This is a genomic window from Picosynechococcus sp. PCC 11901 (assembly GCF_005577135.1).
Taxonomy (GTDB): domain Bacteria; phylum Cyanobacteriota; class Cyanobacteriia; order Cyanobacteriales; family MRBY01; genus MRBY01.
In genome coordinates, this window is sequence record NZ_CP040360.1 from 1,918,999 (window position 1) to 1,937,305 (window position 18,307).

General features: G+C 48.4%; 21 protein-coding genes. 14 read left to right on the forward strand and 7 right to left on the reverse strand.

Features of this window, described 5'->3' with window-relative positions; all coding sequences use genetic code 11:
• The first annotated feature begins 138 nt into the window (after window positions 1-138).
• Both FEK30_RS10305 and FEK30_RS10310 read left to right on the forward strand, forming a co-directional pair.
• Window positions 139-1,164 (forward strand): IS5 family transposase, encoded by a 1,026-nt coding sequence (locus FEK30_RS10305; protein WP_138071033.1) that lies wholly within the window; start codon window positions 139-141, stop codon window positions 1,162-1,164.
• Window positions 1,165-1,732: 568 nt separating this feature from the next.
• Window positions 1,733-1,972: a hypothetical protein gene (locus FEK30_RS10310; RefSeq protein WP_030006316.1), complete on the forward strand. Its 240-nt coding sequence runs from the start codon at window positions 1,733-1,735 to the stop codon at window positions 1,970-1,972.
• Between the two features lie 105 nt (window positions 1,973-2,077).
• On the opposite strand, the gene FEK30_RS10315 is transcribed toward FEK30_RS10310, so the two are convergent.
• The gene (locus FEK30_RS10315) at window positions 2,078-2,413 is read right to left on the reverse strand and encodes a YnfA family protein (RefSeq protein WP_138073135.1); all 336 of its coding nucleotides are present in this window, start codon (window positions 2,411-2,413) and stop codon (window positions 2,078-2,080) included.
• Window positions 2,410-2,982 (reverse strand): 5-formyltetrahydrofolate cyclo-ligase, encoded by a 573-nt coding sequence (locus tag FEK30_RS10320; protein ID WP_232321515.1) that lies wholly within the window; start codon window positions 2,980-2,982, stop codon window positions 2,410-2,412. The genes FEK30_RS10315 and FEK30_RS10320 overlap by 4 nt, the downstream gene beginning before the upstream one ends.
• 124 nt (window positions 2,983-3,106) lie before the next feature.
• Between FEK30_RS10320 and FEK30_RS10325 the strand changes: the two genes are divergently transcribed.
• The 3 genes from FEK30_RS10325 (at window position 3,107) to mnmH (ending at window position 6,142) form a co-directional block, all read left to right on the forward strand.
• Complete coding sequence (locus FEK30_RS10325) at window positions 3,107-4,627, forward strand: ATP-dependent DNA helicase (RefSeq protein WP_065710524.1); 1,521 nt, start codon at window positions 3,107-3,109, stop codon at window positions 4,625-4,627.
• Between the two features lie 103 nt (window positions 4,628-4,730).
• On the forward strand, window positions 4,731-4,979 hold the full coding sequence (locus FEK30_RS10330; protein WP_012306858.1) for a hypothetical protein: 249 nt from the start codon (window positions 4,731-4,733) through the stop codon (window positions 4,977-4,979).
• A 101-nt stretch (window positions 4,980-5,080) separates the two neighbouring features.
• Window positions 5,081-6,142, forward strand: coding sequence for a tRNA 2-selenouridine(34) synthase MnmH (gene mnmH, locus FEK30_RS10335; protein ID WP_138073789.1), 1,062 nt, complete (start codon window positions 5,081-5,083; stop codon window positions 6,140-6,142).
• Window positions 6,143-6,224: 82 nt separating this feature from the next.
• Here the strand turns inward: mnmH and FEK30_RS10340 are convergent, their stop codons facing one another.
• Complete coding sequence (locus FEK30_RS10340; RefSeq protein WP_012306860.1) at window positions 6,225-6,449, reverse strand: ferredoxin family protein; 225 nt, start codon at window positions 6,447-6,449, stop codon at window positions 6,225-6,227.
• A 204-nt stretch (window positions 6,450-6,653) separates the two neighbouring features.
• Between FEK30_RS10340 and FEK30_RS10345 the strand changes: the two genes are divergently transcribed.
• Window positions 6,654-7,034, forward strand: a complete 381-nt coding sequence (locus FEK30_RS10345; protein WP_012306861.1) for a phasin family protein — start codon at window positions 6,654-6,656, stop codon at window positions 7,032-7,034.
• A gap of 22 nt (window positions 7,035-7,056) precedes the next feature.
• Here FEK30_RS10345 and FEK30_RS10350 read toward each other — a convergent pair whose 3' ends face one another.
• Entirely contained in the window at window positions 7,057-7,437 is a 381-nt protein-coding gene (locus FEK30_RS10350; protein WP_138073136.1) for a hypothetical protein, read from the reverse strand.
• A gap of 125 nt (window positions 7,438-7,562) precedes the next feature.
• On the opposite strand from FEK30_RS10350, the gene FEK30_RS10355 reads away from it, so the two are divergent.
• The 3 genes from FEK30_RS10355 (at window position 7,563) to FEK30_RS10365 (ending at window position 10,739) form a co-directional block, all read left to right on the forward strand.
• On the forward strand, window positions 7,563-7,883 hold the full coding sequence (locus FEK30_RS10355; RefSeq protein WP_138073137.1) for an XRE family transcriptional regulator: 321 nt from the start codon (window positions 7,563-7,565) through the stop codon (window positions 7,881-7,883).
• 128 nt (window positions 7,884-8,011) lie between these two features.
• Window positions 8,012-10,216 (forward strand): ATP-binding domain-containing protein, encoded by a 2,205-nt coding sequence (locus FEK30_RS10360; RefSeq protein WP_138073138.1) that lies wholly within the window; start codon window positions 8,012-8,014, stop codon window positions 10,214-10,216.
• A 4-nt stretch (window positions 10,217-10,220) separates the two neighbouring features.
• Window positions 10,221-10,739, forward strand: a complete 519-nt coding sequence (locus FEK30_RS10365; RefSeq protein WP_138073139.1) for a hypothetical protein — start codon at window positions 10,221-10,223, stop codon at window positions 10,737-10,739.
• Here the strand turns inward: FEK30_RS10365 and FEK30_RS10370 are convergent.
• Window positions 10,734-11,682 (reverse strand): IS630 family transposase gene (locus FEK30_RS10370; protein ID WP_138071064.1). Its coding sequence is split into 2 segments (ribosomal slippage): window positions 10,734-11,343 and window positions 11,342-11,682, totalling 951 coding nucleotides; the frame shifts between segments, so codons are not numbered across the junction. The genes FEK30_RS10365 and FEK30_RS10370 overlap by 6 nt on opposite strands.
• Window positions 11,683-11,694: 12 nt before the next feature.
• On the opposite strand from FEK30_RS10370, the gene FEK30_RS10375 reads away from it, so the two are divergent.
• The 3 genes from FEK30_RS10375 (at window position 11,695) to FEK30_RS10385 (ending at window position 14,603) form a co-directional block, all read left to right on the forward strand.
• Window positions 11,695-12,660, forward strand: coding sequence for a tetratricopeptide repeat protein (locus FEK30_RS10375; protein WP_168191143.1), 966 nt, complete (start codon window positions 11,695-11,697; stop codon window positions 12,658-12,660).
• Between the two features lie 692 nt (window positions 12,661-13,352).
• The gene (locus tag FEK30_RS10380) at window positions 13,353-14,006 is read left to right on the forward strand and encodes a DUF2301 domain-containing membrane protein (RefSeq protein ID WP_138073141.1); all 654 of its coding nucleotides are present in this window, start codon (window positions 13,353-13,355) and stop codon (window positions 14,004-14,006) included.
• Window positions 14,007-14,009: 3 nt separating this feature from the next.
• Window positions 14,010-14,603 carry an L-threonylcarbamoyladenylate synthase gene (locus FEK30_RS10385; RefSeq protein WP_138073142.1) on the forward strand — a complete coding sequence of 198 codons (594 nt, stop codon included), beginning with the start codon at window positions 14,010-14,012 and terminating at the stop codon, window positions 14,601-14,603.
• A gap of 22 nt (window positions 14,604-14,625) precedes the next feature.
• Here FEK30_RS10385 and FEK30_RS10390 read toward each other — a convergent pair whose 3' ends face one another.
• Window positions 14,626-15,099 carry a DUF4198 domain-containing protein gene (locus FEK30_RS10390; RefSeq protein WP_138073143.1) on the reverse strand — a complete coding sequence of 158 codons (474 nt, stop codon included), beginning with the start codon at window positions 15,097-15,099 and terminating at the stop codon, window positions 14,626-14,628.
• A 151-nt stretch (window positions 15,100-15,250) separates the two neighbouring features.
• The gene (locus tag FEK30_RS10395) at window positions 15,251-15,808 is read right to left on the reverse strand and encodes a thioredoxin family protein (protein WP_138073144.1); all 558 of its coding nucleotides are present in this window, start codon (window positions 15,806-15,808) and stop codon (window positions 15,251-15,253) included.
• Window positions 15,809-15,947: 139 nt separating this feature from the next.
• On the opposite strand from FEK30_RS10395, the gene rimM reads away from it, so the two are divergent.
• Complete coding sequence (gene rimM, locus FEK30_RS10400; protein ID WP_138073145.1) at window positions 15,948-16,475, forward strand: ribosome maturation factor RimM; 528 nt, start codon at window positions 15,948-15,950, stop codon at window positions 16,473-16,475.
• A gap of 219 nt (window positions 16,476-16,694) precedes the next feature.
• Complete coding sequence (gene serA / locus FEK30_RS10405) at window positions 16,695-18,272, forward strand: phosphoglycerate dehydrogenase (protein ID WP_012306867.1); 1,578 nt, start codon at window positions 16,695-16,697, stop codon at window positions 18,270-18,272.
• Window positions 18,273-18,307 lie beyond the last annotated feature (35 nt).

Sequence of the window (18,307 nt, forward strand, 5' to 3'; positions counted from 1 at the left end):
GAATGTAGCATCGCCTTGGTGAAAATAGCTGCATTGGAACACCCATCATTCTCTTTAGGGGATCTCGAAAAATAGCTTGAAGCGAAGCAAGAATATGAGATCATAGATACCAAAGTATCGCCAAAGCAGTGTCTCAAGATGAGTCAATTAGGATTCTGGGATTGGGAAAAACGACATCAGTATTTGGAGGAGAAACAAGATATCCTCGTCAAGCTCAATGAATGGATTCCTTGGGAAGAATTTAGAGAGATTCTCAATCAGGTTCAACCAAAAGAGAGAAAAAGTAAGGCGGGCAGGAAAGCAATAGATCCCGTACGAATGTTCAAATTGCTGATACTGCAAAGGCTCTACGGTATTAGTGATGAAGCTCTAGAATATCAAGTCAATGACAGGCTATCATTCATGAAGTTTGTCGGTTTGGGCATCGAAGATAAAGTACCAGATGCGACAACAGTCTGGCTATTTAGACAAAAGCTAGTAGAGCAAAAGCTAGCGGCAGCACTGTTTGAGAAATTTGAAGGCTATTTGCAAAAACAAGGATATCAAGCAGAAGAAGGACAAATAATTGATGCAACACTCATCCCAGTACCGAGACAGCGCAATCGTCGGGAAGAGAATGAAGTAGTGAAATCAGGCAAAATTCCCGAAGACTGGAAAGATAAGCCCAGGAAAAAGCGACAGAAGGATTGTGATGCTCGCTGGACAAAGAAAAATCAGGAGAATCACTTTGGCTACAAGAACCACATCAATGTCGATGTGAAATATAAACTCATCAGAAAATATGCAGTGACAGCAGCTTCAGTGCATGACAGTCAAATGTTTGCGGCAGTCTTGGATGGCAGTAATAGAGGGGATGGCATCTGGGCAGACAGTGCTTACCAAATCCAAGTACGGGAAAGAGTATTAGCACTGATGGGTATGGACAGTCATATTCATGAGAAGGGGAACCGTAATCATCCCCTAAGTGAGACACAAAAAGCCAGAAATAAAGAACGCTCTCATGTCCGTTCGAGAGTGGAGCATATCTTTGGTACTTTTGTGACCTCTATGGGGGGCAAGATGGAAAGGGTGATTGGTCATGCTCGTATTGAGACACAAATTGCCCTGAAGAACTTAGCCTACAACTTCCGACGGTACGTCTACTTGCAGCAATCTTGTGCCTAAAATCAAAAAAAATGGAGGCAAATAGGGTGAATTGACAACATCATATGAGCAAATATTTTTGCTTTTATGCTGTGACTGATAGTTTTTCTCAAAGCCTATCCATTTTTTGAAAATTTCGAGGTTCCCTTTAAATTCACGATCAAAATATTGGTAATATCAGAGACAATTTGAGAGACTCGCATCATTTTACCCAGAGCCATTAACATTTTTTGCAAAACCCGAAACAGCACTGGCTCTTGATCTTAATTTCTGGGCTTCGGGGCTGGTGGAAATAAGTAGTTTTACTTATCAATAGTTGTTGTTGAGAATTAATAGCAAAAACTCGGATTCAATTCACCAAAACATTTGTTAAAGCTTTAGCTTAGGTTAGTTCAAAAGATCATGATCCTTTAGGCGGAAAAAACCAGAAAAGCAATAGTGTTTTGATTAGCCTTTCTGATGATCGGCTTTATTTTTGTTCAAACCTTTATGGTTCTTGACTTGACGACTACTCAAGGACAATTTTCCGTCGCTATAATTAGTAGCTGTTTTAACTTGGTCTTAATTTAGATTAAGGAGTATTTATATTATGTACATCAAACGTTTTCTCTTGGTGGCGATCGCCTCTGTTATGAGCCTTGGCTTCTTAGGTGCTTGCGGCCCTGAGACCACTGCACCCACCGATGAAACCACCACGGAAGAAGTTCCCGCTGAAGGTGAAGTTACCGAAGAAGCTCCCGTTGACGGTGAAGTAACTGAAGAAGAAGTTCCCGCTGAAGGTGAAGCGACTGAAGAAGCACCTGCTGAAGGCGAAGAAACCGCTAACTAATCATTTGGCGATCGCCTAGCACTTGGCTCCTCAATCCCTAGCTGGTTGGGGGGCTTTTTAATGGGTTCGCAAAAGTCAGGGGTGAAAAACCTTAACAGCGTTTATTTAACTGCGGGGAGCATACATCATGACCAAAACCCCGGCGATCGCCAAACTACAGCCCAGCCAATCGTAGTTATCGGGACGAACTTGGTCGATACGCCAGCCCCACAGCAAAGACAAGACAATAAAAATACCGCTGTAAGCCGCATAGACCCGACCAAAGTGAGCCGGTTGCAGGGTCGGAATCACGCCGTAAACCATCAGCAGTAGCCAGCCCAAAAGGGCGACGGGTAAACTTTTTCCTTCCCTAAGCCAGAGCCAGACGAGATAACCGCCACCAATTTCAAACAGCCCTGCCAGCACAAAATACAGCAAAGATTTGAGGATGACGCTGGTCATTGGGAAAGCTCCTGGGCAATTTTAATCAGTCGTTTTTCTGTACAAACATAGTCTAAGGGCACGTCCCAGGGATCGTTGGGCAGGGTTGGCACAAAGCAACATTCAAACACAATGCCCACTGTGATGACGGGTTGGGGTAGGGTGGCAAAAAATCGATCATAAAATCCAGCGCCGTAGCCGAGGCGATCGCCCGTTTGACTACAAGCAAGGGCTGGTACTAGCACTAGATCAATGGTTGTCAGATCAATTAAAGGAGCCGTGGCTTCCGGTTCGCGGATGCCAAATTTGCCCGGTATCAGGCGATCGCCCATTTGGTAATGGTGCCAAGCGAGATCGACCCCGACACAACGGGGTAATCCCCAGGTTTTAGGAGCACTCAGTAAGGCTTGTAAACAGGGCTCGCGGTGGTGGGATAGGTAGCCCAAAACTGTTGTGGAATTTTGCCAGAGCAGGCTGTCCTGGAGCTGTTGACAGATGGCGGCATTGGCCTGTTGCCAAGTTGATTCAAGCAGCGATCGCCGCCGTTGTTTAAAGGTTTGTCGTAAGTGGGTTTTTTGATCCATATCCATGGATATACCAGACCCATCACTACCGCTGCAATAGGGTTCTGATAGGCTAGAAAGCGTTTTTGCGGGGGGATCAATTCTTGCTTAGGAAATTCTGGGTCGTTGTGTTAATGGGAAAAGTGACGCCATGATGGAAGCACAGGTACACCAAATCCTGGTGGCGATCGCCCGTGAGCAAAATATTAGCCCCTGGCCCCACCATTTAACCCTGGCCCGGTTAGTGGCGCGGGGATTACGCTTAGGTCGCTCTGCTCTGATTCAAACCAGAACGGGTATCGAAGACTATGCCCTCAGCTATCTGACCCCTGCTCTCTTGAGTTCGGAGCCTGTCACCATCGTTGTTCCCCAGCTATTGTTAACTTGGCTCCAGGCAGAGGAAATCCCTCGCCTACAGCGTTTACTGGGAACCGAGCGCCCCATTTCCATCCTTGAAACCGGAGACCAAACCCAGCCCAGCGCCATTACGCTTTTAACCCCTTCCCAATGGTTTGGAAGAATGACTGGCGATCGCCCCCCGGCCCCCGTGACAACGATTCTTAATCCCGTCGATGAGCTATGGCAGTGGGCCCAAGATTTTTACCGTTGCCAACTGCAACTTGCCGACTGGGAAATGCTCAAGCAACAAAACCCCGGCCAGCAGGATTTTATTCAGGGCCAATATGACCAATTAAAGGCACAACTACTGCGGCGATCGCCGAATCCCTACCATTGCTATCCCCTCGACCCAGACAATCAACGCCGTTTGGCCACCTGTTTTCAACTCCCCCACCTCCCCGCAGCTTGGCGTACCTTTGCGGCTACCTGGCAACACCGTCACCAGTCCCCCCTTTGTTGGGCGCACCTCCACCAACGGGACGGCCGATTTTCTCTCCAAGTAGCTCCCCAGACCCTTAACCAAAGCCTTGCACCCCTCTGGCAACGGCAGCCGACTTTATTGATTGGAAGCTTTCTCGAACCCCAACGAGAAGCCCCCAGCTTTTGTACACAAATTGGCCTCAACCCAGACCAGCTTACTTGCGTAGACTTTGCGCCCCCCCGTCAACAGGATCAAGTGCGCGTTTATCTGCCAGAACAGCGCCTTCCCTTACCCAATACCCCAGAATTCCAAGGGGAACTGTTGCACCAACTGCGCCATCTAATTCGCCGCCACCCTCACCAGAAGCGTCCCATTGTTTTATTGATTAACGACGTGCCCCTCCAGGCACAGATGGGGGCGGCCCTCGCCGCTGAGTTTGGGTCGCGGGTTAAGGTCGAAACAGCAAATCCCCAGGCCGATAGCATTTTGATCTGTGGTTGGGCTTTTTGGCGACGGCTTACGGATCCCTTGTTCTATGGTCAATCCGTGGGCTTCCCGTTACCTCAACTAATGGCGATCGCCACCCTCCCTCTCCCGTCCCTAGAAAATCCCCTAGTGGCAGCCCGCGTCGCCCAATACAAACAAAAACGCCAAGATTGGTTTCGCCTGTACCTACTCCCCACAGCCCTCCAGGAAATGCAACGGGCCACCTATCCCCTCCACCAAGAGCAAAGTGTGATCGCCATTCTCGACAACCGCATCAACCACCGCGCCTATGGTCAACAAATCCTCGATGCCCTCCAGCCCTGTTCTGTGTGTAATTACCTTGAACCCAACTGGTTGGGAAATTAATTTTTGAGTACTCAGGCAAAAGTCAATGCTTTTGTAACAATTTGCAATATTTCGTAAACTTATGTTAAGATTGTTAATGTAGACAAACAAAACAGGCAATTTTATGGTTACCAACTTTAATTACAAACCCGAAAATCTCTTCACCCCCGTTATTTTCCGTAAAGACTTCAGCAACGCCACCATTTCCGCGACCCAAGCTTGGTCTCTCTTCTTCTCGGCGGGTCAAGAAGAAAACCTCTTTGGCCAAGAAAAAGAAATTGGTTGGTTCTATAACAATGTGTTGTTAGCCGGTGGTGTCGCCTTTGCCCTCGCCGCAATCTTCTTTAGCGCGCCTCTGTCTCCTCTGTTCTAGATCTCCCTAGACTTGTGCTAAAACCTAAACCCCCAAGGCAGCCCCGTGGCTGTCTTTTTGTTATGGTGAAGGCTTGATTCACAACGTAAAGTTAGGTGGCGATGGCTCCTCCGATTCACAGCACGACAAATCCTTGGGATCAGAATTTTCAACCCTACACAGACATTATCGATGTGCGATCGCCAGCGGAATTTGCCGAAGATCATATTCCCGGTGCCGTCAACTTTCCGGTATTAAATAACGAAGAGCGGGCCTTGGTGGGCACCATCTACACCCAGCGATCGCCCTTTGAAGCCCGTAAAATTGGGGCCGCCCTCGTGTCTAAAAATATTGGCCATTATTTAGAAACGCATTTTTTAGAAAAACCCAAGGAATTTCACCCCCTCATTTACTGTTGGCGCGGTGGCCAGCGTTCCCACAGTTTCGCGACGGTACTCAGCCAAATCGGTTGGCAAACAACCCTCTTGACCGGGGGCTATAAAACCTATCGTCAGTATGTGCGCCAAGCCCTTGCCCATCTCGGAACGACCCTGTCTTTGCGGGTACTCTGCGGCTATACGGGCAGCGCCAAAACCAAATTACTCCAGGCATTACAGGCAGAACAGTTTCAGGTTTTAGATTTAGAAGCCCTCGCTGCCCACCGGGGATCTCTGTTGGGACAAATGTGGCAAGAAACGCCCCAGCAACAGCCTGCGCAAAAGTGGTTTGAGTCGCAACTGGTGGCCCAGCTCCAAGCCTTTGATCCCAGGCGACCGATTTGGGTGGAGTCAGAAAGTAAGACCATTGGCAAAATCCATGTACCGAAACCCCTCTGGGAAAATATGCGGCGATCGCCTGTGGTAGAAGTGGTTTTACCGATGGCCGAACGGGTTAAGTTACTCATCGCGGAATATCCCCACCTCATCGAACATCCAGCGACCCTGAAACAATTGCTCAGTCACCTCGTACCCAAATATGGCAAGGGCAAAATCCAAGCCTGGTACAACTTAATCGATGCTCAACAATGGCCAGAGTTTGTGGAGGCAATCCTCGAAGCGCATTATGACCCCACCTATCGGCGATCGCTGCCCCGCCATTTTCGCCAACCCCAACAAACCATTCACCTCAATGGGTTAAACGCCGCTGACATTCAAAGCTTTATCAAGACTCTTGGCTCAAGGTAATAGAGATTTAATACAGCTAATAAAAATCCCCTGCTGCGGGGATTTGTCACCTATCAAAACGATCTAGATCAAGTCCCACAAGTTAGGGAGTACGCTGTAACGTGGCATTTTCTTCTGGGATAATCGCCCCTTCGACAGGACAAACCTGAATACAAATGCCGCAATCAATGCACACATCAAAGTCAATCCAGTACCAATCGGTACCTTTGGCATTTTTACCGGGGCCATCATGGATACAAGCCACAGGGCAAGCTTCGACACAATCCGCGATGCCTTCGCAAACGTCAGTCACAATGGAATGGGGCAAGGGTTTTTCCTCAAAGATGTACTGCTTGTTGTTACTGTTTGTAACCGATTCCTTGCAAGAAGATCAACGTTTCGCTATTTCTCCCCAAAGGATGCTCCGGAATATGACTTCTTTCTGTAGGGACAGGTGATCGCCCCCAGCCCAAGCCTCAAATTTATCGACTATGCTTAAAACAGCACGCTTGATGACACAGGATTTTAGACTATGGCAGGCTTCAGTGATTTAGTACAAAAAGCTTTTTACCTTGGGGTCGGGGCTGCCTCCCTCGCTGCCGAAAAAGCAGGGGCAACGATCCATGATTTGCGCGAACAAGCCCAGGTCATCGCCGATGAGATGGTGCAAAAAGGGGAAATGAACGCCGAGGAGGCCAAAAAATTTGTCAATGAAATGGTCAAGCAGGCCCAACAGCGGGTACCCCAAAGCCCAGAAACGACAACAAGCTCCAACAGCGAGACCAAAGAGCCGCGCCGCATTGAAATCCTTGACGATGACGAACCTGAAAACACCGACGCCATGGACGAAGCGGAACGGCTCCGGCGGGAAGTGGAATCCCTCCAAGCAGAGCTAAATAATTTGAAACGGTAACTCACAGGAGGCAGTTCTGGGGTCATGGGAACGGCACGGGGGCCAAAGGTGGGATGACTTTAAGGGTTTCGAGGCGGGCGATCGCCAATTCTAATCGCTGTTTTTCTACCAGAAGGCGATCTCGATCCTGGGGGCGATCAGCAATGACCTGGTTAATTGCCACGGTATCTCCTTCTTTCACCTTGAGGTCGTCCAGTTCAGTGAGCTTGACCTTGAACGTATAGCGACTCGGGCTATTGCCGATTTCTTCAGTGACCTCCAGCTCGTCATCCTGTTGCTGTTGGGCGATGGAACCGAGGGGCAACAGAAAGGCACCGAAACTCATAAAAATCACTATCACTGAGAACAGGTAGCGGACGGGTTCACTGAGCTTTAGTTTTTGTGCGGCAAAATTTAGCATCATTTTCTGGTGTAAGACAAAAAATACCCTCTCCGGCTTTCAGCCACCTCCCCCAAGGGAGGATAATTGGTCGCAGAGTGTATCAAAAAAGATGCAATAGTCGATGTGGGTAATCTGGAGGCAACAAAATGACAAACAATCAGCATATCGGTTCTTCCTTGGATGACCTATTGGAAGAAGATGGCATTCTGGCTGAGGTTAATGCTTTAGCTCTCAAGCGGGTATTGGCTTGGCAACTAAGTCAGGAAATGGAACGACAAGAGTTAAGTCGTTCTCAGATGGCAGCCTCGATGAAGACAAGCCGTGCTTCTTTGCAGAGATTACTTGATCCTGAAAATACCTCGGTGACGCTGAAAACCATGGAAAAAGCGGCGGCGATCGTTAGGAAACCCTCACGAATTGAGCTGGATGATATTCAGGAGTCTGCAAATAGTCCATCTGTCACTTAATTGTCACTCTGTAGTGTAAATCTGCGCTAATGTAAGGAGAAAGACTGAGTGATAATGAGTGGATGAGCAAAGACGCACCATGACCTTCAAGGCTTTTAAGAAATCCAACTTTAACCGCAGCAGAACCTATGAAACCTATAAAAAGTAAATTGTCCTCATTCCATTGGACGGAAGGTCAAAAACAAGTTTTGGCAGGAACTGATAAATGGTTAGAGGATGATTCCACCGCGCTGGTAATCACTGGTATGGTGAACACGGGTAAAAAGGCTGTACTAGCAGAAGTCATTCGACAAGTAGAGCAACATGGACTGACGCCGATCCTGTTGATGCCCAACGAACGGATCGCTCAGCGTTATCGGTTGCAGGGTTTTGAAAAGTGTCACTCCGTTTACGCTTATCTCTACAGCAGTCAGCCAGACCGGCTTGAGAAAATCGGATCTGGCGCAGATGTGAGTGTACATGAGGTAAAGCTCACTCCGCAGGATGTTGATGGAAAGTGTCTCATATTTGTCGAGGCTCATCTCTTGGCTAATGGTCTTTTCGCTACTGAAACTACACGTTTTGGAACGGGTTACCTAGTTGATGACTTGCTAGAGGCTGTAGGCGATACGCCACCTAAAATGGTGCTTGTTGGTGATCCATACCAATTTTCACGGGACAAGCTCGAACTCAGCTTTATCCATAGCCATCTTTTTGAGGAAAAGAAGCTTAAATCAGTCCAGGTAGTTGTCGATGAACAGCTATGCCCCGATCCAGAGCAGCAAGGACTGCTCAATTTCCAGTTCGATTTAGCGAACCACTTAAAGCGTAAACACTATAACCGCCTTCCAAACCCAGACGGTAAGCAGGTCAGAGAGATCGACAAAGAGATCGATATCCTGAACAAGCTTTCTACTGGATGTCCTCACTCAGTCTATCTTTGTGCCCTGAACAAAGACGCGCATAGTATTAATTTGGCGGTCAAGAAAGAGTTGCGACCTCATGGGGTACCCGGTCTTGAGGTCGGTGATTGGGTCGATTTCCATAATCGCACACCAGTAGTGATGGATAGCTATGATTCGTTTGGATTGAACGGGCAAGAGGTATCTTACGTTAATGCCGGTGAGATCGGCGTTGTGGAATGGGTTGATGACCAGGAAGAGGTTCACCCTGTACAGTTAAAAGGGCGGGACAAACCAACTGACCTGCGCTTCAATCTGATGCGGTGCAAGGTGCCTGGTTTAGGTTCGGTAAAAGTCCGTTATCTGCCAGACTATTTGATCGCCGAAGAGCCAAAACTCTCTCCGGATCAACTCATTGCAATGAGCATCATCGCCCGCCAGCAGGCGGAGAGAGAGCTAGGTGATCTGAAAGATGAGCTTGCTCAATTGAAGGAATCAGAAAACGAGGCAGATAAATCAACATACAAGGCCAAGAAAAAACTCTTTGACCAGTCGGTCGATCATCACATGATGAGTAGTGGCTATTTTAATGCCGCACGAATCCGTTTTGCTTACGCGATGACGGTACACAAGGCACAAGGGCGTAAATGGAGTCATGTCATTCTTAACGCTGAACGAAGTCCAAGTTCAGACAGCAAGTCGCATGATAATGACGGATACTTTCGTTATCTCTATACCGCTGTGGCCTGTTCCTCTACAAAGCTTTCACTAGAAAAATACCCCGATCTGAACCCGCTAACGAAGTGCAGTTTCAAGGCAAACCCCAAGTGCAAAATTGGCCCTTTTGATTTTGACAAACCGCTCCGCTACAACCGAGATCGACAACCGAATGACAGAGAAGCAAAGTTACAGCTTGTTAGGGAGCTAACCGAAGCAAAGGAAAAGCCTGAACTGATTGCACTGTTTCTGACGATTAATGATCGCCTGGAGGGTTCCGGCTGGGAAATAAAGCCTCCTCCTGTACATCATCAATACCAAGAGTGTTACACATTCGTGAATGCTCAGGATCAAACTGTCGAGGCGAAAATTTATTACACGAAGGATTTCACAGTTTCGAAGGCTATCAACTGGGATGCCAAAGACATTGACCAAGCTGAGCTTCGTAAACTGGAAGATTATATTTATGGCGATGATACCTTTTGTTTTGACAACTGGAGCGTAAAGGAGGCTGTCCAAGAGTTAGATTCTCTTCTTATGTCAGCCGGTTTCAGCAGAGTTAGCGTAAAAGAAAAAAGTGCCTATCTAGCACAAGTGGATTTTAGCCACAGCCATGGCATGATCAAATTAGAGATCAATTTAAAAAAGACAGGATTAGCTAGCTCGATCAGCCCCTTGCAAGCCAGTGACGAAAAACTTATTGATGCTGTTCGGGAGCTTATCGACTCGCTATAAAAAAATGACTATATTTCAAACTATCAAAGAACTTAGGCACAGTGGCAAACCGGTAGATGCATGGAATATCGGATACCCTGCTTTGCAAGATGAGCCAGATAATCTTTTTTTAAAAAGGAGCCTATTTTGGGCGTGCTACGACGGCATAAAAGCGATCCAAGAACACATTGCTAATAGAAAAAATAAAGCTCCAACTCAACAAGAACAACAGCATATTGCGAGCTGGATTTCTTGCATCGAAAAGCTTGATTTACCCATTCCTTGTGAAGAGCTCAATTTCCGTTTCTTCAACCTTTTCAAGGAAAATGGTGAACACTATGAGGCCCTTGTTAAATTTGTACTCAACCACTATAAGAACCTATTTGTCTGGCCTGATGATTTCACACCCTATCAGGGAGAGAAGCACGAAAGCCCAAGCCAAGTGATAAAGCAGGCACGAGCGGCAGCAAAGGGATGGCTGACTTATCGGAAAGAGTGGGATATTGATTTTGATATCCTTATACAGCGTTTTTCGGTCTTATGAGGCGGAGTAGCAACAATGGGTAAACCAATTCTGCAAGTCTTGGCTTGATACTTGTGAGAAGGCGGCCTCAATCCCTTGTGCGAGCTCTGGATAAGTACGGGCTCCCCACGAACGTAAAATACTTTTGACTTTGGAGAAACAATTCTCAATCGGTGAAAAGTCTGGCGAGTATGGAGGAAGAAATATCAGTCTTGCACCAACTGCTTCAATACAGTCCCTAATGGCTTTCCCCTTGTGGATAGAGCAGTTGTCCATAATCACACAGGCTCCTTGCCATAACTGAGGTACTAACTGGCGATGTATGAAAGCTTCAAAAGTGAGACCATCACTACTGCCCAGTAGATTTACATTGGTCAGTACCTTCTCAAGACTAATGGCACTAATCATGGATACTCGTTTCCCCCTTTTGCTGGGACGTTTCCCATGGGCACGTTTTCCCCTGGGTGCTCGACCCCGTAATCGAGTCAGCGCTAAATCAACCCCTGATTCATCAATAAAGATCAAGTCTTTTACTAAAATCTCCCGCACCAGTTGCCAAAATTCATATCGTTGCTGCTGTACTCGTTCTGTTTCTTTCTCATCGGGATGCAGTGTTTTTTTTGAGGGTTATCTTGAGTTTTTGGAGCATCCGAAACATTGTGGTCACACTAATCCTGACGCCAACGGTTTCTTCGAGAAGGTCACAGAGTTCGGCTAAGGTTGCATCATTATGCTGCTTTACTAGCTGTTGCAGGGTGATGAGTTGAGTCTCATTGAGTTTAGTGGGGGTTTGTTTGAGGCGCTGCTTGGGTTGAATATCTCCTGTTTCACGATATTGCTTAGTTAGTTTACGCACGAAACTGTAGGCAACCCGGAATTGCTCAGCAATTTGGCGCTGTGATAGTTTGCCTTCGAGATAGGTGTCAATAATTTTTTGGCGTAAATCAACAGAGTAGGGTCGCACTGCAAATTTTGATTGGGTAGATTACAGCTTTATCTTACTCGCTATCGCTTTACTAGCCCGAAAAATGCTGTATCATTTTTGGATATGGCCGAGAGTAAGGCCAAAGATCATGACAAAACCTGGCTTCACTATGATTACGCTAAGTGTTTGATTGCTACCAGGAACTATGAGGCCGCCAGAGACCTCGTGCTACCAATTGTGCGAACCAAAGTATCGGAGTCTTGGGCGTGGGGCGCACTGGCCGCCACTTATATCGATTCGAACCCGTCTAAAGCTGTTGCTTGTTTTGCAAAAGGTTTAGGTGAATGCCGAGAAGCTAAGTTTTCCACCAAGATGCGCGGCGGCTTGGCGTCTTTGCTTGCGAGCCAAGGTGAGTTTGACAAAGCCTCTGCGCTCTTATGCTCTATTGCTGAAATCTATTCCGTTGAAGCCTGGACGCGGAAGTCTGAGTATGAGGCATTGATGGCACAGCCATGGTTTAATGCCTCTGCCACTGATTCAATTAATCTCGATCAATTCTTGAGTGCCACAGGGGCACAAGCAAACAATCTTTTATACGATGAAACCACCACTGAAACTGGCGTTGTGGCCTCAATACATAAATCTGGAAAGGGCTTTAATGTCTATCTCTCCGAAAGATTACGAATAGCTGTCAGGAAAGGTATTTATGCCACCAAAAAGCTCCCTTCGGTTGGTGATTGGATTTCAGTTACATATGCCGACGCTTCTGATAGTACAGATGTGTTAGAAGCTGCTCCAGCCGCTCCCATAAACCTTCCTGGTGTTGAAACCGAAGTTGGAGAGCTCAAAATTCATCCGAAAGGCTTTGGCTTTGTTGGCAACACTTTTGTCGCACCTTATTTGGTTGTCCCAGAAATGCATGGTGCTAAAGTCGAGGTACTGAAGATATGGGACATGAACCCAAAGAAAAAGAAAATGGCCTGGAGGGCAATTAAAGTTACGAAGTTAGGCATATAGAGAGAGCATTCCTGAAATGGCTATTTGGGACGGCATATCGCCACCAATGCTTTCATAAATATGCCCAAAATCTCATAGAGTATTAAACTACAGCAAAAGTCGCATGGAGATGATGATGAATATTTATGCGAATGTGCGGTGTCTTATTGAAGAATAAACGCATAATAAGGCGCTCATGCAGACGCTTCGCCGCACAGTTTGGTTTTAAACTAACTCTTTCCTAATTTATTCCATCTGGGTGCTGGGCTAAAAATCTTAAAATCAAGCTGACCGATCGCTCACTGGTCTTGGAGAGTTGAGAGCGCCTGATTCAAGTCAGCATAGGTGAGATTGACCCTGGTGCCATAAACCTGAACCTCTGGGGGTAAGGAACTGGGTAACTCATCAGGGAAATCAATGGTGACACTGCCGGAAACCAGAACGAGGCTATTGGAATAACGCTGGGCGATCGCCTCTAACCCTTCCCCTAACGGCTCATCATTAAAACCCTGGGTAAAGGTTTCGGTGGTCTGTTCATTACGAATATCTAGGCGTACAAGGGTGGGAATAATATCGCCATTCTCAGCTACCTTATAAACACCCTGGCCATCGGTGACGAGATAACCATTATCCTCTAGCCACGATAAAAAATGTTTGATTGACTGGTTTACGATAAACGTAGCTGTTTTGGAAATGGATGACTGGAAATAACGATGTCTGATGCCTCTTTATCACCCCAAACCCCGGAAGTTTACGCCGGTTACTACGGCGAATTTACGATCACCGCTGCCGATCGCCAGGAAGTTTTTCTTTATCGTCTGGGGTTGGCGATCGCCGCTGGTGCCTTTAGCTTTGGTACTGTTTTAGCTATTGCTTTAGGCGATCAGGGTTGGACGCAGGGATTAATTTCTGGACTATTCGTCGCCTTTTGTGGTGGTCTGGGTCTCAGTTTGGCAAAGATTCATATTTATCTCATTCCTCTACACCGACTGCTCCAGGGCTTTTGGCTTGTGGGCTGTGGCGCGGTGATCGCCTTCGGTCTCATTTTTCCAGAACCGCTATTCGTCACGGTTTTAGAAAAACCCCAAACCCTCTGGGGCATTGGCTTTCTTTTTGCCGCCTTAACGGGAATTTTCTTTAAGGAGGGTTTTTGTTTTCGGCGTTTGGAAACAATGCTTCTGACGCCTTTGGTGCCATTCCTGTTACTCGGTCATCTAACCCAGCTTTTACCTCTAGAAGTTGCCCAAATTGGGTTCAGTCTGTGGAGCGTTTTATTCATCATTTTTGCGGCCCGAAAATTTACACAAAAGCCCGCCGATGATATTGGTGATAAAAGTGTATTTGACCATCTCAAACAAACCCAATAATTAATGCCCCTCGTTACTGCTGCTGCCCTAGTTGACCAGGCAAATAATGGCCAAGTGGTGAGCTTCCCCACGGATACCGTGCCTGCCCTCGCGGCACAACCCGACGCCGCCCCCCTAATCTATCAATTGAAACGGCGATCGCCCGATAAACCGCTGATCCTGATGACGGCTTCCCTGCCGGAGATTTGGGACTATGTGGTGGGTAGTGAGACAGAAAAAGCACAATGGCAGGCGATCGCCCAAGAATATTGGCCAGGGGCATTGACCCTTGTCCTACCTGCTTCTGAAAAGGTTTCGGCGGCGATGAATCCGACCAATTCCGGTACCATTGGCGTGCGTGTCCCCGATTTGGCCTTAGCCCAAGGGATTTTGCGAGAAACAGGCCCCCTTGCCACCACCAGCGCCAACCGTTCCGGCAATGATCCCCTCGAATGGATGGGGGCGATCGCCAAAGAATTTCCCGAAATCCCGGTGCTCGATTGCACAACCCAGGAACAAACGGGCAAAATTGGCAGTGGACAGCCCTCGACGGTGGCCCAGTGGACAGGCTCCGGCTGGCGCATTCTCCGTCAAGGGGCAGTGAGCCTTAATTTGTAAATTTGTAAAAAATAATTTGTGTTTAAGCGCGGTCTTGGTTTTGGCGCATCCCAAAGACAAGGCCCAAGCCGACGATCCCCGCTAGGAACGAATAGGCAAAGTAATCATGGCTGTGTTCTGGTTGGGGCAGTTCGCTAATGGCGTTGGCGTCGATCCCCTCTGCTTGGACGGGCACAATGAGGCGATCCCAGTGACTATCGTCGGCGGAACCAATTTCCACGGCCCAATCCCCGGCCTTGGTGGTGTCGGCTTTGAAGCTAAATTTCCCGTTTTCATCGGTGCGGCCAATCATGATCGGCTGGTCAGGATTGTCAGGGGAATAAACCGTAACGGGAGCATTGGGGAAAACTTCGCCATCGCCAAAGGTGCTTTGGAGCTCGAAATTGTCGAAGCGCACTTGGAAGTTCGTTTCAATGGCGTGGGCAAGGGCTGCTTTGGGGGCGAGACAGCCGACTGACAAGCAAGTGATGGTGGTGAGGAGAGACTTAATATTCATAGGTACTTTACTGAAACAGGGCGTAACCTGAAACCTAGGGTATTTTAAAAAATCTGAGGCACCAGCGCGAACGGGCCAGGGCCTCAAAATTGGCTTCAATTATAGCCAACCTTTCTGGGAAAATTTGTGAGGCAAGTTTTTCGCCCCAAACCTAGGACTTAACCTGGGCGCCGTGGCTACGGGGATCACTCTGGCGGGGTTGTTGATTGGGGCGATCGAGTTTAGAAACTTGGCCTTGGTCGTAGGTGTAGGGTAAGTCGTTGTGGGCGAGGAGGGCATTGAGGTCGGCTTCTAAAATACTGCGGGGTTGTTCGCCAATGGTTTCGGCGATCGCCTCACCAGTTTCATTGAGGAAAACAAAGTGGGGAATGCCATCAACGCGGTATTTCAGCACTTCCGGGAGCCATTTGCCGTTATCGACATTAAGCATCACAAAATTGAGGCGATCGCCGTAGGTTTGTTTGATTTGGCGGAGATCCGGGGCCATGGCCTGACAACTGGTACACCAATCCGCATAAAATTCCATCAAAGTCGGGCGACCATTGTCGAGGGCGACGGTGAGGGGCACAGCTTCGGCGGCCTGGGCTTCGAGGGTAGCGGCAGGGGGCTGGAATTTGATCCCCAGGGCGAGGGATACCGCCAAGGCGATCGCCACCAAACCAATTACGAGACCTTTGAGTTTATTTTGTCCAGAATTTGTGTCAGTCATAGCTAAGGGCCAGATTCCAAGTAAAACTTATAAGTATTGTAAAGGGCGCGTTCCGTCAGAAAAATCCGATAAAGTAAGAAGCCTGAGTTTTTAACCCACATTTTTCACATTGCTCTAAAAAAAGGCATCGAGGCGCAACATGGCAGAACAGGATTGGATCATCATTGGCCAGGTGGTGGCCGCCCAGGGTCTTAAAGGAGAAGTGCGGATTAATCCCAGCACTGATTTTCCCGAACGCTTCGAAGTGCCCGGTCAACGGTGGTTACAATTACCCAACCAAGACCCCCAGTCGGTAGAACTCGAACGGGGCCGACAAATCCCTGGCAAAAATTTATTTGTCGTGAAATTTGAACATATCCAAGACCGCACCCAAGCAGAAAATATCCGAGGTGCCAAAGTTCTGGTGCGGGCAGGCGATCGCCCCGAACTTGAAGCCGACGAATACCATGTCAGCGACCTGATTGGCCTTGAGGTATTTGATTACAACACCCAAGCAAAACTAGGGATTGTCAGCGATCTCTACACGGCGGCCCAGGACGTCCTCGAAGTCACCGATGCCAACCAGAAAAAGCACCTTGTCCCCTTCGTGAAGGCCATTGTCCCCGTCGTTGATCTGGTAGAAAATCGCCTGGAAGTAGACGCGCCTCTCGGACTTTTCGAGATTTAAGTACCAAAACTCCGCCTGTAAATCTAGAAAAAAGGCGATCGCCCCCAGGGAAAAATCCGTCCAGGGTGAGCAGTCAGGATAGAATAATCCTTTGTTCTATACAAAAACTTAAGGATCTGTAGCCCTCGTGCCCACGGGAACTTCCCCCAAACCCCGCCCCCGGCGACACGACCCGCAGTATCCGACCCAAACGAAACATTTATATTTAATCGAATTGTTATGGCTAAAGTTCTTGTTTCCGACTCTATCGACCAAGCCGGAATCGATATCCTCTCCCAGGTCGCCCAAGTAGACGTTAAAGTCGGATTACCCCTCGAAGAACTCATCAGCATTATTCCCGAATACGATGCCCTGATGATTCGCTCCGGGACCAAAGTCACCAAAGAAGTGATCGAAGCCGGTAAAAACCTCAAAATCATTGGCCGTGCCGGAGTCGGTGTTGATAATGTCGATATTCCCGCCGCCACCCGCCAAGGGATCATCGTCGTCAACTCCCCCGAAGGAAACACCATTGCCGCCGCCGAACATGCCCTCGCGATGATGTTGTCCCTCTCTCGCCACATCCCCGATGCCAACCAGTCCGTCAAAGCCAAAGAATGGAACCGGAAAAAATTCATCGGCGCAGAAGTTTACAAAAAGACCCTCGGCGTTGTCGGTCTCGGCAAAATTGGTGCCCACGTAGCTAGCGTCGGTAAAGCCCTAGGCATGAAGCTCCTCGCCTACGATCCATTTATCTCCGAAGAACGGGCCGGACAATTGGGTTGTCGCCTCGTCGATCTCGATTACCTGTTCCGGGAAGCCGACTACATTACCCTCCACGTCCCCAAAACCCCCGAAACCACCCATTTAATTGGCGAAGAGTCCATCGCCAAAATGAAGCCCACCACCCGCATTGTGAACTGTGCTCGCGGTGGCGTTGTTGACGAAGCTGCCGTTGCTAAAGCGATCCAAGAAGGTCGCCTTGGTGGGGCCGCTTTGGATGTTTTTGAAGAAGAGCCCCTGGGTGAATCCGAACTCCGGGCCTTGGATAACGTTGTCCTTACGCCCCACTTGGGTGCTTCTACCGCTGAAGCCCAGGTGAATGTTGCCGTTGATGTTGCCGAGCAAATTCGGGATGTCATTTTAGGGTTGCCAGCACGCTCTGCGGTGAATATTCCTGGCCTCAATGCCAACGTCATGGAAAAACTGCGTCCCTATCTCCAGTTGGCGGAGACCCTAGGGAACATGGTCGGTCAGTTGGCCGGGGGCCGCATCGAAAAATTAAATGTGACCCTCCAAGGGGATTTAGCCGAAAAAGAAGCCAAGCCCTTGGTTGTGGCTGCTCTCAAAGGCTTACTTTCTCCAGCATTGCGGGAACGGGTCAACTATGTAAACGCAGAAATTGAAGCAAAGGAACGGGGCATCCGGATCATTGAAACCCGTGATGAATCGGTACGTGATTACACCGGGGCTATTCACCTAGAAGCCACTGGGGCCGATGGGGAGCACTCCGTCAATGGGGCGCTGTTGAGTGATGGGGATATCCGCATTACCAGTATCAATGGTTTCCCGATTAATGTGCCACCGACGGGCTATATGCTCTTTACGCTCCACCGGGATGTGCCGGGGATTATCGGGAAGATCGGTTCTCTGCTGGGCAGCTTTAATGTGAACATTGCCAGTATGCAGGTGGGCCGCAAGATTGTCCGGGGTGATGCCGTGATGGTACTGAGCTTGGATGATCCGCTGCCAGAAGGCGTTCTGAGTGAGATTACGAAGGTAACCGGCATCCGGGATGCCTATACGGTTAAGCTGTAAGGTTAAGCTACGGGGGAAAGGTCTCTGGATACTTT

What these genes read in the sequence shown, in the direction of transcription:
- FEK30_RS10305 (WP_138071033.1), top strand. Translation starts at nt 139, where the DNA reads ATGAGTCAATTAGGATTCTGGGATTGGGAAAAACGACATCAGTATTTG.
- FEK30_RS10310 (WP_030006316.1), top strand. Translation starts at nt 1,733, where the DNA reads ATGTACATCAAACGTTTTCTCTTGGTGGCGATCGCCTCTGTTATGAGC.
- FEK30_RS10315 (WP_138073135.1), bottom strand. Translation starts at nt 2,413, where the DNA reads ATGACCAGCGTCATCCTCAAATCTTTGCTGTATTTTGTGCTGGCAGGG.
- FEK30_RS10320 (WP_232321515.1), bottom strand. Translation starts at nt 2,982, where the DNA reads ATGGATATGGATCAAAAAACCCACTTACGACAAACCTTTAAACAACGG.
- FEK30_RS10325 (WP_065710524.1), top strand. Translation starts at nt 3,107, where the DNA reads ATGATGGAAGCACAGGTACACCAAATCCTGGTGGCGATCGCCCGTGAG.
- FEK30_RS10330 (WP_012306858.1), top strand. Translation starts at nt 4,731, where the DNA reads ATGGTTACCAACTTTAATTACAAACCCGAAAATCTCTTCACCCCCGTT.
- mnmH (WP_138073789.1), top strand. Translation starts at nt 5,081, where the DNA reads ATGGCTCCTCCGATTCACAGCACGACAAATCCTTGGGATCAGAATTTT.
- FEK30_RS10345 (WP_012306861.1), top strand. Translation starts at nt 6,654, where the DNA reads ATGGCAGGCTTCAGTGATTTAGTACAAAAAGCTTTTTACCTTGGGGTC.
- FEK30_RS10350 (WP_138073136.1), bottom strand. Translation starts at nt 7,437, where the DNA reads ATGATGCTAAATTTTGCCGCACAAAAACTAAAGCTCAGTGAACCCGTC.
- FEK30_RS10355 (WP_138073137.1), top strand. Translation starts at nt 7,563, where the DNA reads ATGACAAACAATCAGCATATCGGTTCTTCCTTGGATGACCTATTGGAA.
- FEK30_RS10360 (WP_138073138.1), top strand. Translation starts at nt 8,012, where the DNA reads ATGAAACCTATAAAAAGTAAATTGTCCTCATTCCATTGGACGGAAGGT.
- FEK30_RS10365 (WP_138073139.1), top strand. Translation starts at nt 10,221, where the DNA reads ATGACTATATTTCAAACTATCAAAGAACTTAGGCACAGTGGCAAACCG.
- FEK30_RS10380 (WP_138073141.1), top strand. Translation starts at nt 13,353, where the DNA reads ATGTCTGATGCCTCTTTATCACCCCAAACCCCGGAAGTTTACGCCGGT.
- FEK30_RS10385 (WP_138073142.1), top strand. Translation starts at nt 14,010, where the DNA reads ATGCCCCTCGTTACTGCTGCTGCCCTAGTTGACCAGGCAAATAATGGC.
- FEK30_RS10390 (WP_138073143.1), bottom strand. Translation starts at nt 15,099, where the DNA reads ATGAATATTAAGTCTCTCCTCACCACCATCACTTGCTTGTCAGTCGGC.
- FEK30_RS10395 (WP_138073144.1), bottom strand. Translation starts at nt 15,808, where the DNA reads ATGACTGACACAAATTCTGGACAAAATAAACTCAAAGGTCTCGTAATT.
- rimM (WP_138073145.1), top strand. Translation starts at nt 15,948, where the DNA reads ATGGCAGAACAGGATTGGATCATCATTGGCCAGGTGGTGGCCGCCCAG.
- serA (WP_012306867.1), top strand. Translation starts at nt 16,695, where the DNA reads ATGGCTAAAGTTCTTGTTTCCGACTCTATCGACCAAGCCGGAATCGAT.